At 42.8% G+C, this 13,895-nt stretch carries 13 protein-coding genes; 3 read left to right on the plus strand and 10 right to left on the minus strand.

Going from position 1 to position 13,895, the window contains the following annotated elements; translation table 11 throughout:
• Positions 1-51: 51 nt before the first annotated feature.
• From DP117_RS30000 to cysS, 3 genes are all read right to left on the minus strand, one after another.
• Positions 52-1,491: a TldD/PmbA family protein gene (locus DP117_RS30000; protein ID WP_169221851.1), complete on the minus strand. Its 1,440-nt coding sequence runs from the start codon at positions 1,489-1,491 to the stop codon at positions 52-54.
• A 42-nt stretch (positions 1,492-1,533) separates the two neighbouring features.
• Positions 1,534-1,902, minus strand: coding sequence for a four helix bundle protein (locus DP117_RS30005; RefSeq protein ID WP_169221852.1), 369 nt, complete (start codon positions 1,900-1,902; stop codon positions 1,534-1,536).
• A gap of 72 nt (positions 1,903-1,974) precedes the next feature.
• Entirely contained in the window at positions 1,975-3,438 is a 1,464-nt protein-coding gene (gene cysS, locus DP117_RS30010) for a cysteine--tRNA ligase (RefSeq protein WP_169221853.1), read from the minus strand.
• Between the two features lie 147 nt (positions 3,439-3,585).
• Here cysS and DP117_RS30015 point away from each other — a divergent pair, with 147 nt between their 5' ends.
• The gene (locus DP117_RS30015; RefSeq protein WP_169221854.1) at positions 3,586-4,725 is read left to right on the plus strand and encodes a GTP-binding protein; all 1,140 of its coding nucleotides are present in this window, start codon (positions 3,586-3,588) and stop codon (positions 4,723-4,725) included.
• 311 nt (positions 4,726-5,036) lie between these two features.
• On the opposite strand, the gene DP117_RS30020 is transcribed toward DP117_RS30015, so the two are convergent.
• From DP117_RS30020 to DP117_RS30030, 3 genes are all read right to left on the minus strand, one after another.
• Positions 5,037-5,894 carry an SDR family NAD(P)-dependent oxidoreductase gene (locus DP117_RS30020; RefSeq protein WP_211176419.1) on the minus strand — a complete coding sequence of 286 codons (858 nt, stop codon included), beginning with the start codon at positions 5,892-5,894 and terminating at the stop codon, positions 5,037-5,039.
• Between the two features lie 30 nt (positions 5,895-5,924).
• The gene (locus tag DP117_RS30025) at positions 5,925-6,320 is read right to left on the minus strand and encodes an NIPSNAP family protein (protein ID WP_211176420.1); all 396 of its coding nucleotides are present in this window, start codon (positions 6,318-6,320) and stop codon (positions 5,925-5,927) included.
• Between the two features lie 292 nt (positions 6,321-6,612).
• Entirely contained in the window at positions 6,613-7,491 is an 879-nt protein-coding gene (locus tag DP117_RS30030) for a DUF4037 domain-containing protein (RefSeq protein ID WP_169221855.1), read from the minus strand.
• A gap of 119 nt (positions 7,492-7,610) precedes the next feature.
• Between DP117_RS30030 and DP117_RS30035 the strand changes: the two genes are divergently transcribed.
• Positions 7,611-8,516 (plus strand): LysR family transcriptional regulator, encoded by a 906-nt coding sequence (locus tag DP117_RS30035; RefSeq protein WP_169221860.1) that lies wholly within the window; start codon positions 7,611-7,613, stop codon positions 8,514-8,516.
• 111 nt (positions 8,517-8,627) lie between these two features.
• Here the strand turns inward: DP117_RS30035 and DP117_RS30040 are convergent, their stop codons facing one another.
• The 3 genes from DP117_RS30040 to DP117_RS36625 all read right to left on the minus strand — a co-directional run bounded on the left by DP117_RS30040 (position 8,628) and on the right by DP117_RS36625 (position 11,698).
• Positions 8,628-10,139, minus strand: coding sequence for a PAS domain-containing sensor histidine kinase (locus DP117_RS30040; RefSeq protein WP_339381061.1), 1,512 nt, complete (start codon positions 10,137-10,139; stop codon positions 8,628-8,630).
• Between the two features lie 502 nt (positions 10,140-10,641).
• Entirely contained in the window at positions 10,642-11,121 is a 480-nt protein-coding gene (locus tag DP117_RS36620) for a transposase (RefSeq protein ID WP_339381062.1), read from the minus strand.
• Complete coding sequence (locus DP117_RS36625) at positions 11,042-11,698, minus strand: hypothetical protein (protein WP_248277886.1); 657 nt, start codon at positions 11,696-11,698, stop codon at positions 11,042-11,044. The genes DP117_RS36620 and DP117_RS36625 overlap by 80 nt, the downstream gene beginning before the upstream one ends.
• A gap of 643 nt (positions 11,699-12,341) precedes the next feature.
• Between DP117_RS36625 and DP117_RS30050 the strand changes: the two genes are divergently transcribed.
• A complete protein-coding gene (locus tag DP117_RS30050) occupies positions 12,342-12,719 on the plus strand; it encodes a hypothetical protein (RefSeq protein WP_169221856.1) in 378 nt (125 codons plus the stop codon).
• A 29-nt stretch (positions 12,720-12,748) separates the two neighbouring features.
• Here DP117_RS30050 and DP117_RS30055 read toward each other — a convergent pair whose 3' ends face one another.
• Positions 12,749-13,498 carry a sucrose-phosphate phosphatase gene (locus tag DP117_RS30055; protein ID WP_169221857.1) on the minus strand — a complete coding sequence of 250 codons (750 nt, stop codon included), beginning with the start codon at positions 13,496-13,498 and terminating at the stop codon, positions 12,749-12,751.
• Positions 13,499-13,895: the final 397 nt, after the last annotated feature.

Below are 13,895 nucleotides of genomic sequence, written 5' to 3' on the forward strand. Positions count from 1 at the left end.
GAATGGGCGAATGCGTGAATGTTAGCGTAGCGTGCCGTAGGCAGCGAATTTTTAGCCGCCACCAAAGACTTCCACGTTCGCAAATACACAAATGGGTGAACCGTGACCTACCCAAATTGCTTGGTTTGGTTCTCCTTTGCCACAATAAGGAGTGCCGTACATTTCCCAAGTAGAGGAGTTTCCGACTTTGACTAGGCTGTGCCAAAACTCTGGAGTTGTGGCTCGATAGTTGGGATTGCGGAGGGTTTTGGTGAGTTTGCCGTTTTCAATCAATTTAGCGTACTCGCAACCAAATTGAAATTTATATCGACGGTCATCAATTGACCAAGAACGATTGGATTCCATGTAGACTCCGTGTTCGATACCAGCAATGACTTCTTCAAAAGAACTTTCTCCTGGTTCTAAATTCAAGTTTGCCATACGGTCAATTGCTGGTCGATTCCAAGAAGAAGCACGAGCACAAGCGACTCCTGGTACACTTGCTCTTGCTTGGCTTTCTAAACTGCCTAAACCTCGCTGGAGAACGCCTTCTTTGATTAAATACTCTCGCGTTGCCACAGCACCTGTATCATCAAAGCCATAGCTGGCAAATTCACCAAGTACAGTGGGATCAAAAGTTATGTTCATTAGAGGAGAACCATACACCAAAGTGCCGAAATCACTCTGATTGACAAAGCTACCTCCAGCGTAATTGCGCTCATCGCCCAAAATTCGGTCAATTTCTACAGGATGTCCAACACTTTCGTGAATTTGCAGCATCATTTGGTCTGGAGCTAAGACTAATGCAGTGCGAGTCGTTGGACATTCTTCTGCTGTTAACAGTTCTACTGCTTGTTCACCAACTGAGAGCACCTGAAGCCACAAGTTATCTTCTTGGAAAAGTTCTAGTCCACCTTGGTAACAGTTCGCTTGCAAACCGTTGTGAGTGCGTTGCTGGACAATTGCACCGTCTTGTGCTGTTGCTCCATAATGTGTCGCAAAAAACATAAATTTTTGATACACTTCCGAGCCATTGCTACTGACAAACCAAGTCTCTCTCTCGCTTGTTGTCGTGTTAGCTAGAGTTTGTACAATTTGGTCAGAAACTCTTAGCGTATGGCAAACACGGACAAGTAAATCGTTAATTTCCCCTGGACTCAAAGCATCAAAAGGTTTAAGAAACGGCGAGATATATTGACCAACAACTTTAGGGCGCTCACTCTCGGCTTTAAACGGATGTATCCACCACTCACTAGCTGCAAGTGCTTGTGTATATGCTTTTTGAGCAGCGGCTTGCAAGTCTTGCATCGCGAGCGAATTAGTCGCTGCATATCCTATACAGCCATTGACCATAACTTCGAGCATGAACCCCATCGTAGAGAATTTACCGTTACTTTGGGGTATACCGTCACGGACATGACAAGTAGATGATGTTTCTTTGACGACTCTTATACCAAGCCAATCAGCGGATATATTTATTTGAGCGATCGCTTTTGTAAGTTCTGACCACATAACAATTCAAAATTCAAAATTCAAAGTTCAAAATTGAAGAAATTATTTTTGATGATTTTGTTTGGTTTTGACGACGATAGCAGCTATTATCCTAATTATTTCGTTAATTTCTCCTATAATAGATACTAAGCGGCTTTCTGGCATCAATTCCGTAGCAATCAGGAGTCGAAGCCAGTATCTTGTTTCTTTCGCCTCTTTCAGAGCAATTTCTAGTTTGTTAATAAAATCGGCTGTACTCTGTGCCGATTGCGATTCTTCAACATTTGCCCCAATTGACGTTCCAGACTTTATCAACTGTTTAGAAAGTGTTTGAGCTACTCCCGAATTTTCATTTAGTACCTGGCAAAGTTTAACAATGCGGACAGCAAACTCAAACGTTCTATCAGTAATTGCTTTATGCTCACTACTCATTTTGCATTTTGTCTCATTCATTTTGAATTTTGTTAGCGCAGCGGGACGCAGTCCATTTTGAATTTTGAATTCTTAGTTGCGGTGCCATTTAGTACCTTCGCGGCTATCAATTAGGGTAATACCTTGTGCTTGTAGCTCATCACGAATGCGATCGCCTTCGGCAAAATTCTTTGCTTTGCGAGCTTGGTGTCTTTTCTGAATCAGTGCTTCAATTTCCGCATCGCTAATACTGCTAGTTTGAGGTGTTTCCACTTCTAGCTTGGCTTCTATTCCAAGAACTTGAGCGAGTGTAACTAATGTGTACCACTGTTTTTGTAATTCTATTGATGAAGTTTCTGTTTTTCCCTCATGCACGAGAAGGTTTCCCTCGCGTTGTAACTTTTTGCCTAATTCAAACAGCACTGCTAAACTTTTGGAGAAATTGAAATCATCATCTCCCGACGCTTCAAACTCTTGAATGAGGTTTTTATTTAGCTGATGACCATCATTAGTAAAAGAAAGTTTTTCACCATGTACATAGCCGAATAGTAAACCTTCTTTAAGGGTTTTCCACTGTGCGGAAGCTGTGGCGATCGCCTGCTCCGTAAAATCAAGCGGTTTGCGATAATGGGCTTGCAACACAAACAAGCGCACAACCATCGGATCTACAGGAGCACGACTTTGCGCTTCCACTCCATCCAACAACTCGCGAATCGTGATAAAATTACCCAAAGACTTAGACATTTTTGCACCATCCACCATCACCATACCGTTATGCATCCAGTAACGAGCGAGTGGTTGATTCGTTGCAGCTTCCGACTGAGCAATTTCATTTTCGTGGTGAGGAGATATTAAATCTCTTCCTCCACCATGAATATCAATAGTTTTACCCAGTCTTTCTCTTATCATCGCTGAACATTCAATATGCCACCCCGGACGACCTTTTCCCCAGGGCGAGTCCCAGGCTGGTTCTCCTGGTTTTGCGGCTTTCCAAAGAGCAAAGTCAAAGGGATGTTGTTTTTTTCCTTCTGGATCTTCAGGATCTACTCTCCCGCCTGCACCCGCCTGCTTTTGTTCCAGTTCTTGTCCAGAAAGCTTACCATATGCAGGAAAACGTTCCACTCTGTAGTAAACATCACCACTGACAGCGTAAGCGTAATCTTTTTCTTCCAAAGTTTTAATCATTTTAATGATGGCAGGAATATTTTCCGTCACACAGGGATACTCATCAGCATCCATGACATTTAAGCGGCGGATATCTTCAAAATATGCCTCAATAAAGCGATTTGCCACCGCCTCCATTGTGGAGCCTTGTTCTCTGGCACGCTTAAGAATCTTGTCGTCAATATCAGTAAAATTCTGAGTATAATGCACTTGGTAGCCGCGCCATTGGAGATAACGACGTATCGTATCCCAGACGATATAGGAACGGGCATGACCCAAATGACAATAATCATACACTGTCACGCCACAGCAATACATCTTAACCTTTCCAGGTTCAACGGTTTCAAAGGATTCTTGGCGGCGAGTAAGTGTATTGTAAATAGTTAGGGTCATAACAAGCGTGATACTGCTGAAATAGAGATACGTAATAATAGGGGAGAATAACTGGAATGAAAAACCAGCTACCTTATGCTAGTGTTTTCTGTCCTCTGTGCGCTACATTCTTTATTTTGACTATTTTGAGTTTTTCACAGCATCGCTATGCAAACAGTTAGTTCCGAATCTCAATCAATTGATGCACCAAAAAAAGGACTACCAGTAACAATTATTACTGGCTTCCTCGGTAGCGGTAAGACGACTTTACTCAATCATATCCTGACCAATCAGCAGGGACTGAAAACTGCTGTTTTAGTAAACGAGTTTGGCGAAATTGGCATCGATAACGAGTTAATTGTCTCCACCAGTAATGACGATAATATGGTGGAGTTAAGCAATGGTTGTATCTGCTGCACAATTAATAGTGACTTAGTAGATGCCGTTTACAAAGTTCTAGAACGCCAAGACAAGATAGATTATCTCGTTGTGGAAACAACTGGATTAGCAGATCCGCTACCAGTTGCTTTGACATTTCTTGGTACCGAGTTACGTGACTTAACCCGTTTGGATTCAATTATTACGGTTGTAGACGCAGCGAATTACAGTCTGGATTTATTCAATTCTCAAGCAGCTTACAGCCAAATTGCCTATGGTGATGTGATTTTGCTGAATAAGACGGATTTAGTTTCTCAAAGCGAATTAGAAAAACTCGAAGCAAAACTTCGGGAAGTTAAAGAAGGAGCGAGAATTCTCCGTACCACAAAAGCACAAGTACCATTACCCTTAATTCTGAGTGTCGGCTTGTTTGAGTCAGATAAGTATTTTGCTGATGCTGCGAGTTCGCATAGTCATGACCATGATCATGACCATCATAACCATGATCATGAACACGATCATGACCATTCTCAATGTACTCATGACCATCACCATGAGCATCATCATGATCATGATCATGAACATCACCATCATCACTCCAATCATTTAGAAAATGATGGTTTCACTTCCGTATCTTTCCAGAGTGACAAACCTTTTGCCATTAGAAAATTTCAATATTTCCTAGATAATCAGCTACCTGAAACAATCTTCCGAGCAAAAGGGATAATGTGGTTTGACGAAAGCCCTCAACGTCATATTTTCCATCTTTGCGGTAAACGTTTTACTTTAGATGATGATGAGTGGAAAGGTGAGAAGAAAAATCAATTAGTGCTGATTGGTCAAAATCTAGATCGTGAGACTTTACTACAACAGCTTGAAAACTGCGTTTGTTTGCCGTCTACGAGTCGTGGTAAAGGCTTTGGGAAATAGTTTTTTATAGTTCTTATCAGACTGTGAAAAATCATGAGTGATGAGTAAACAGACTTGTTGTCCTACTCATCACTCATTGATGTTTGAAAGTCATCCGGAAACTCCCATTAACAATTCAAAATTAAAGACAGTTTGTGGGGCTAAAAACCCCGTAACTTCATCGTTAACTCAACTCAAAATCAGTCTTTTCAACGAAAAAAAACCGGGTTTTTGAGATGAGTGAATAGGTTACCCACATCGTTTCAACTACGCTGCCACCAATAATCTCGATTGTTTCCCGAAAGACCATCAAAGAAGTACAAGCCCAGTCCTTAAAACGCAACATCCGCAGCAATCTCCTGCCAGCGAGTAGCCAAATCCTCCGCAGTAGAACTTTCAACAGCGGCAAGGTTTAATGGATAGTCCACGTTGTCTCGCTCGATCCAGCGCACGGCTGTGAATTGACCATTGCTTGCCCTTAATATAAATCCAGACTCTCGGCATTCACCAGAAGCGAGATATAACACTCCGGGGGCTACTTGATCGGGTCGCAAATCCTCTGGCTCATCTTGTACGTTCCACATCCGCGTTTTGGCTACCGGTGAAATCGCATTCACGAGAATTCCATGCTCTTTGCCTTCAACCGCGAGCACATTCATCAGACCTATCTGTGCCATTTTTCCCATAGCATAAGGGGCGAGACCAGTGAGTGCATATTGCTGATAAATAGCTCTATCCGAAGTCGTCAGCACAATCCGTCCGTAGTTTTGTCGCTTCATTATCGGAAAGGCAGCTTGAGCCAGCCATGTTGGTGCCTCTAAATTAATGTTGATGGCGCGTTGGAGAAACTCAGGGGTCAGGTCTTGGATTGACTGATAAGCAACCCATCCCGCATTGTGGATCAAAATGTCGAGGCGATCAAACTTTTCTAGCGTCATTTCTACCAGGCTGCGGCAGTTGTCTCGGCTATCCAGGAGTACATCGCTGGCGATCGCAACTCCACCAGCTTCGCAAATTTTATGGGCGACATCAGCCGCCACATTGGGATCGAAACCAGTCCCTTCTTTGTTAACGCCTGCATCGTGGATGACAACTCGCGCCCCTCTTTCTGCCAACAAACGAGCATAGGCTGCTCCTAAACCGCGTCCACTGCCAGTAATAATCGCTACTTTATCGTTAAATATAATCACTTAACTTTCTCCTGACTTAAATTCTGAATTTTAGTTCGCCAGCCGTCTGCCTGGCGAGTAATCTGTCAACTCTAATGTCCGATCCTCGATGTCGCCGACGAGCAAACCATGCGCCTCAGCCGTCGCCTTCTTGATCTGGGCCCACTCTTGATCGGACATGAACTTCGCCCACCGCTCCTCCATCGTTCCCGTGTCAGGCCATTCGAGCAGATAGACCAACTCCGTGCGGTTATGGTGCCGAGATTCCCAGGTCGCCACAATCTTGAAGCCGTATCGCGCCATGATGCGCATCGCATGATCGGAGAATCGTTCGTGGAACGCCTTTTTATTACCATCGAAGATCTCGTAGATACGCAGTTGGTGGATGACATCGGCTGTCGTGACCCCTTTGCTGGAGGTTTGTGAGAGTCCGGCAGTGGTGCTCATGATAGTGAATACCATAGCTAGAGTAGTAACAAGCAGAAATGTCTTGATGTGCATCATGGATAATCCTCTACTTGGCGTATTTAGCTTGTTCCGCCAGCGAGAGACGCCGAACGGTTCCAATCACCGGACACAAACACTCTATGCAACTTAGCGATCGCTTGACTTTGTTCCGGTGCATTGCGATTGTTAGCCTGTTTATTGAAAGCAGTTACAGCGATTTTCAGATGAATCAACCACAGTGGTGTGTGGATGAGTAGATGCGTGGCTCAGGCAAACGAGAATGGCTGTAAGTTCAGTCATCAACGGGTAACTTCCACCTGGGGTAAATGCGATCGAATATCTCGCGCTGCTGCTTGAGATCAACTTGTGGTAATGTCCTTTCCACAAGAGCGAGAACTTCCTCAACAAGTTGGCGTAGCTCATGAATTCCGCTTACAGCTTCAGCTTGAAAAACACGCTCTAGTCGATTGAAAAAACTAGACGGTTTGATGCTCATTTCTTCAGCCCAGTAGCGTGTCCACTTGAAGCCGGGGTGATAAATGCGGTTCAGCCCGAACAGTATGTTGAGCAGCCGTCGCACAATGGCGCACTTGTTCTCATATAGCATCGGGATCTCAAGGCGCTCGGTCAAGATGTGTTGACCATCAAACGGGCGGAAATTCAGATGCTTTTGAACCATCGCAACTGCAAGTTCTTCAGGATAAGGGGAAAGCTGAGTTTGCCACTGTTTGATGATGTCTTCGCCCTGAAGAACCACTGCGCGTTGAAGATGAAATGCGATCGCTTGCTTCTCAAACACAAGCCCGTTTTGCGACACATCGTAACGCTCAACAACATCAATCACGATATTGTCGATTGTATCTCGCGCCCAATGATCCGCTTCGACTTTCATACCAGACAGATAAAACTGCTCCAACCACCCCTGTTTCGCTTCCCCATACGGCTCAATTTCCCACCCTGTGACACCAATACTTTGGGCTGTGGCTCGTAATTCTTCAGCAGACGGCAGTTGTGACCAGATAAACGCCAATTCAAGGTCTGAATACTGGTCTGAAATCCCTAATACTGCTGAACCAAACACAAAACATGCTTCCACTTTGGGATGAGCAGTGAAAGCAGGAGCAATTTTGTGAGCCAACGAAATTCGCCATACGCTGTGTTCATTGTTCATTTGCTTTCTCCAATCCAAAAATGATGAGACGCGCCTCATATCTCTTACGATAGGAGACACTCATGTGACTGTCCAATATATATTTGACTAAGATTAATAGGTTAGAGATATAAATTGTGATAGAACTACGGCACCTGCACTACTTCATCGCCGTGGCTGAGGAGCTGCATTTTAGTCGAGCAGCCCAGCGGTTGCACATTTCCCAACCCCCGCTCAGTCAGCAGATTCGCGGTTTGGAAGATGAACTAGGAGTCAAGCTGTTTGAGAGAACGAAGCGGCAAGTGCAGCTTACTGAAGCAGGCAAAGTGTTTTTAGAGCGCTCCTATCTGGTGTTAGCGCAACTCGAACAGGCGATCGAAGCGACACAACGGATAGGGCGGGGTGAGGTTGGACGGTTGGCGATTGGGTTTGTCGGATCTGCAACGTATACCGTACTGCCAGATATTTTAAGTGTCTTTCGAGAACAGTTTCCGGCTGTAGAACTGCGATTGCATGAACTGACGACGCAAGAGCAAATTCAAGCCCTGCATCACAAACAGGTTGATGTCGGCATTGTTCGTTCTGCCATCATCGAGCCAGGTTTGAGTACAGAATGCATTTTGCAAGAATCATTGGTATTGGCGTTGCCAGAAACCCATCCGTTCTCTGCCCAGACCAAAGTGTCTCTCTCTACTTTGGCTTCGGAATCATTTATCCTATTTCCTGCCAAAATGGGACCCATCTTTTACGAGCAGATTATTAACATTTGTCAACAAGCTGGATTTCGTCCGAAAGTTGCTCAGGAGGCAGTTCAGATGCAAACTATCATCGGCTTGGTTGCAGCAGGACTGGGCATCGCTTTCGTTCCCGCCTCCTTGCAAAATTTCCACAGAAGCGGAGTCATTTACAGACCTTTACAAGAGCAGACACCTAAGACCGGACTTTATCTTGCTTGGCGGCAGCATGATTCCTCTCCAGTAATAAGAGCATTTCTCAGCTTGGCACAGAAGACGACGCAATGGGAGTCAAATCGTGATGATACGTGAGCAGTTAGAGATCAATCACCTCACCTGCGGAGCCTCCAAGTACTGTCTCAGCAGTAACCTGAAGCAGCCTAACTAAAGCATCTAACGCAAGACTTTATTCTGTTCTAAATACTAATTAGTTTTCATATTTATGATAGTTTTCTCCACTGCAAATTTGTTATTAAGTGGTAGTATCACAGTAAATATTGTACCCACATCTAATTGACTTTCTACAGTAATTTGTCCTCCATGCAATTCAACTGCATTTTTGACAATGGTTAATCCTAGACCAGTTCCAGGAATATTCCCTGTGTTACAACTTCTAAAAAATGAGGTAAATAGTTTAGGTAAGTCTTTTTCTGGAATACCAATCCCTTCATCTTGAATGCGGAAAATCACACTTTTCTGGTCACAAATCAGTTGAAATTGAATCGTACCACCTTGGGGAGAATATTTAATAGCATTTGAAAGTAAATTTGTGAGTATATGTCTAAGTAGTTTTTCATCTAACCAAAGAAACTCTTTTCTTTGAGAACTGTAATCGCACTGCTCAACAAAGTTAAGATGATACTTTTCACCAGCACTCATCTGTAGCTGTTCGATTAAATCTAAGCAAAAGCTGCTCAAATCTATAGGCGTCGGTTCAAATTTCAGTTTTCCTGCTTCTGATGTGCTGACAATTAAGACATCTTCTAGTATTTCGTTGAGATATTTCACGTTTGATTTAATTTTATTTAGATATCGCTCTTTTTTCTCATAAGATAATTGTTCACTAGAATTTTTGAGAAAATCACAAGATAACAAAATGGTCGTCAACGGTGTACGGAATTCGTGGGAAGCAATGATAATAAACTCAGATTTGAGTTGATTAATTTCTCTTTCTTTTTCTAACGCTAAACGTGTTTCTTCTGCTTGTTTTCGTTCGGTAATATCTTGGGTGATTCTGACTCGACGATAAATCTCTCCACAATTGTTGTAAACTGGAAAGCTACTGTCCCAAATCCAACGTACAGAACCACCTGGTTGCTTAATTCTATATTCGTGATGGTAAGAGCTATATATATTTTGTTGAATATTGGTAACTACACGTTTTCTGTCCTCTGGATGAACAGCTTCTAACCAAGAATTAGGGTTGCTATACAAACTCTCACAGCTACGTTGCCAAATTTGCTCGTATACAGGACTAATATATATAATTTCAGAGCTTTTAAAGTCTTGAAGCCAAAAAACTTCTTGAATGTTTTGTGCTAAAAGACGAAACTTCTCTTCACTTTGTCGTAGCATTTCCTGCGCCATCAGCTTGGAGGTGATTTCTAGCTGCAATTGAGCGTGACTGGCTTTGAGATCTTGTGTCAAACTGGAAATAAGCAGATCCACAGATTTAGTACTGCATTTCATAAATTCGTATCGCAATAAGGGCTTGTAGTTGCGCTTTAGCGCTAAAGCACAATTACGAACTATAACGCTACGAACTTCTGCAAAGTTGTACTTAGAGAAGTTGGCAATTTCATCTTGAGCTTGCAACTGGGGAATTTTCACTTGTTTTTTGCCTTCAATCGCAAGTCCTAACCGAGTTTTGAGGTTGTGGAGAGGATTGTTGAGCTTGGTAGCTAAGCCATGTAAAAACTGAAAAATAGTCACCACTCCTGAAAACTCCGGTGTTGTATAAATTTCTTTAGAAGCTCAAGGCTGATGCTTTTTTTTCTTCTCTGAATATATTAAAATTAGCATCTGTAAATTGTTTAGAATCATCCAATCTCGGTTTTAGCACAACTGGTCACGGGGGTCTTACACGTACCAGGAACAGGGCAGGCTTTATTTATTGATCTGTCTACCCCATGATGAATCGTGGGGCTTGGAAGCCTGCCCTGTTCCTGGCGGGGACAATGCGTCAACTTCGCAGGAACAAGGAACAGAAGACTAGGAAGTATATTTTTCCACACCCCTCACTTCCTCACTCCTGTTATTGGTCAACTTGTTATATGAAATCTCAAAAAAGATGAGATTGGTGCCAAATCAGCATAAACTTTTTGGTGTTGACACTCCCACGGCTATCAAAACATCGCTACGCTGCCTACGGCACGGTTACGCCTAAGGTTTTGATTTTAAGCCGTGGGATTCTTGCTTCATGGGGACTCCAATGAATTTACCCGAAGCCGCGCATCTTGACCGTCTGCCCGACGGCTGCACACCCTCTATTGAGGACGACTTGAGCGGCTGCAACATCTCTATCTGTTGTGTAGCCGCAATTTCCACAAACATGAACACGTTCTGACAAATCTTTTTTACCCGTTTCTGTACCACAATTAGGGCAAATTTGACTTGTTTTTTTACTATCAACTTTCTGAAAATAGACACCACGCTTGAAACAGCATTGCTCAAGAATTTGGAAGAATTGACCCCATCCAGCGTCTAAACAATGTTTTCCAAGCATTCCTCTAGACAAACCAACCAAATTTAAATCTTCAACAAAGATTGTTTTGGCTTGCTCGCAAAGTTGGTGTGCTACTTTCCAGTGAAAGTCTTTTCTCGTGTTAGCAATACGTTCATGCAACTTCGCCACCAATGCTATCGCTTTGCGCCAATTGTTTGACCCTATTTTTTTGCGACTGACTCGTTGTTGCACGGCAATAAAGCGGGAGGAAAATCCACACCGCTTTTTGCCTCAGCAATTTAAGCTTGCGTTGGAGGTCTACAAAAAACCTAGGACGTTTGACACAAAGACCATTGGAAGTAGCAACAAAACTCATTAATCCCACATCCACGCCTAACGCTTCACTGTGGGGCATGGGCTGCGGAACAGACACATCCCATTGTAGGGTTAGCATTGCATACCAACCAGAGGAGCGTTTGACAATTCGTGCTTGCTTAACAACTGCATCAGTCGGAATATCACGAGATTGCCTAAACTTAACCCACCCAATCACAGGAAGTTTAACAAGTCCACGCTTTAATGATTCTTTCCCTAATTGGGGAAATACAAAAGAACGTAGTTGTCCTACTTTCTTAAAACGCGGAAATCCAAAATCACGTTCCCACATTGACACGAAAGCTTGTTCAAGCCTTTTCAATGTTTGTTGCAATACTTGAGATTGAACCCGCTTTAACTCTGGGTATTGTTGTTTTGCAGCAGTCAATGATTTACATTGGCTTGCATAAGTAGGACGGGGTGTATCTGCTGGGATTATGTATTCAGAACACAATAGACATCTCCGAAAAATACCAATGCCTCTCTATGACTGGATAACGAGTGGCGATTCCTACGGAGAGCTACGCTTAACGCCAATTGCAAATATTAGCCACTCTCAACCCGAAAATAAGGGTTTGAGACAGTTTTTGTTGATAATGATGCAAAAATAAGTATCAATATACGCCGATTTTCATTACGAAAACATAGCGTTGTTTTATATTTATAAAACCAGGGTTCCTATTCGGAATCTTACAAGTCCGGGGGAAAACCTGCACAAAACGCGCAATCCTCTACGGGTACTCGTTCTGCGCTCCACGATAAATCGTGAAATGCGCCGCTTCATTTTCCATAGACAAAAATGGACAACCCGACAACAATGTCTACTCGTAAGACGAAAGATTTGGGTGTATTTTTGCGGCTAGACCCAAGAACTTGGGTAAAACTAGTTGACTCAAAGCCGCAAAAATACAAGGGTTGTCCATTTTTGTCGCTCTTCGTAGCGTTAACGAAGTGGACCGTAGGTCGCCTACGGCTGGGGTTTGCCCAACCCTTCGGGTTCACCAGTCGCCAGGGCGTGGGAAACCCGCCTGCGCCGTGCTGGGAAGACCTCCGGTCTCGCTGCGCTAACACCAAATCAAGCAGTTTATTAGAAGTAATTGTCGATTCATACTAAAAATCCAGCCTTGTTTGGCAAGGATTGCGCGTTTTGTGTAGATAAGTGCGTCGTCTTAGCAAGCAGTGGACATGATAAAAAGATTCGTCTATGGAGTACAAAAACGAAAGAGTGTATTCGTATTTTAGAAGGACACAGAGGTGCAATAGAATCTATTAGTTTTAGCCCAAAAGGAGGTCTTCTAGTTAGCAGCAGTCAAGACCAGACTATCAAGATATGGGATATCTTTACAGGTGAAACTTTAGACACATTAGAACCCGACAGTAAACCTTATAAAGGGATGAAAATTTTTGGGGCTCAAGGTTTAACACAAGCGCAGAAAGCTACTCTCATCGCTTTAGGTGCTACAGATGAACAGTAATTCAAACAATTTACTTTACAAGCTACTTGTTAAATAAAGTTAAGGTAGCGTAAACCTTCGATAATACCATTTGCATAATAAGATTTTGCAAAATAGCGATAGTCAGTTTTGTTTGCCATGTACCACTGAAGTAATTCAGGACGCGCATTTGCGACAATAATTCCTCTTTCTTCACCTACGCTAAACAAAGCAATATCGTTACCGGAATCACCACACACCACTGTTTCATTCGCAGTAAATTGCCATTTCTCCTGTAAATATTTAACAGCTAAACCTTTATTAGCATTAAAAGGTAGGATATCCAAGTCTTGGCTACCGCTATAAATTAAATTAAATTTTATATTTTGTTTTTCTAGTAAATGCTTGACTTGAGGTAACACTTCTGTTGCAGTTTCTTCTTTAAGAAGATAGCTAACTTTAAAAGGACGCTGTTCAGATGCTTGCTGAGGAACCAGTTCCACAAACCTTGCAGCTATTTCCTCTACCAAATCACGGTTCCAAGCATTTGATAACCTGATAGACCATTCTGGATCAGGAGTTTCATAATTAGAACCGAAGTATATTTCAGTTCCGACAGAGCTAATTAGCGCATCGGGAACCAAAAGAGATTTTTCTGCAGCTAACTGCTTAAACAATGCTGGCGAACGCCCTGTCGCATAAACTATCTTTGTTCCATATTGTTTTCGATGTTTATCTAATTCCCCATTCAGTTCTTCTAAAGCTTGGTCATCACCTACAAGTGTGTAATCTAAATCACTAACGAACAGAAATGGTCTCATGATTATTTGTTCCAGGTTTTTGTTTGTTTTGGTTGTGGAGCCGCACTACTCAAAATCAACCTGGAACGATTTTACGTGGTTTCAGCCTCTATTTTCAAGGCGGGCCTTCTGATACCAATCCGCCTTCTAAGACGTAATTTAGATTTTGGCAGTATCCTTAAAACTGAGGTACTTGAGGCATTTCAGTTTTACGCTTTAGATTACAGTTTGGTATGAGCACTGGATACAGTGATTTCAGTCGTGCATGAAAAATGGCTAAATATTTATGCGTAGATACTTAATTGTCAAAAGCCTGGAACAACCATATTCCGTTCATACACATGATGTCTCATTTGTACGTAAGTCCGGGGGAAAACCTGCACAAAACGCGCAATCCTCTACGGGTACTCGTTCTGCG

Origin of the sequence: Brasilonema sp. UFV-L1 (assembly GCF_012912105.1) — a bacterium.
Classification (GTDB): Bacteria; Cyanobacteriota; Cyanobacteriia; order Cyanobacteriales; family Nostocaceae; genus Brasilonema.

What these genes read in the sequence shown, in the direction of transcription:
- DP117_RS30015 (WP_169221854.1), top strand. Translation starts at nt 3,586, where the DNA reads ATGCAAACAGTTAGTTCCGAATCTCAATCAATTGATGCACCAAAAAAA.
- DP117_RS30055 (WP_169221857.1), bottom strand. Translation starts at nt 13,498, where the DNA reads ATGAGACCATTTCTGTTCGTTAGTGATTTAGATTACACACTTGTAGGT.
- DP117_RS30000 (WP_169221851.1), bottom strand. Translation starts at nt 1,491, where the DNA reads ATGTGGTCAGAACTTACAAAAGCGATCGCTCAAATAAATATATCCGCT.
- cysS (WP_169221853.1), bottom strand. Translation starts at nt 3,438, where the DNA reads ATGACCCTAACTATTTACAATACACTTACTCGCCGCCAAGAATCCTTT.
- DP117_RS30030 (WP_169221855.1), bottom strand. Translation starts at nt 7,491, where the DNA reads ATGAACAATGAACACAGCGTATGGCGAATTTCGTTGGCTCACAAAATT.
- DP117_RS30005 (WP_169221852.1), bottom strand. Translation starts at nt 1,902, where the DNA reads ATGAGTAGTGAGCATAAAGCAATTACTGATAGAACGTTTGAGTTTGCT.
- DP117_RS30025 (WP_211176420.1), bottom strand. Translation starts at nt 6,320, where the DNA reads ATGAGCACCACTGCCGGACTCTCACAAACCTCCAGCAAAGGGGTCACG.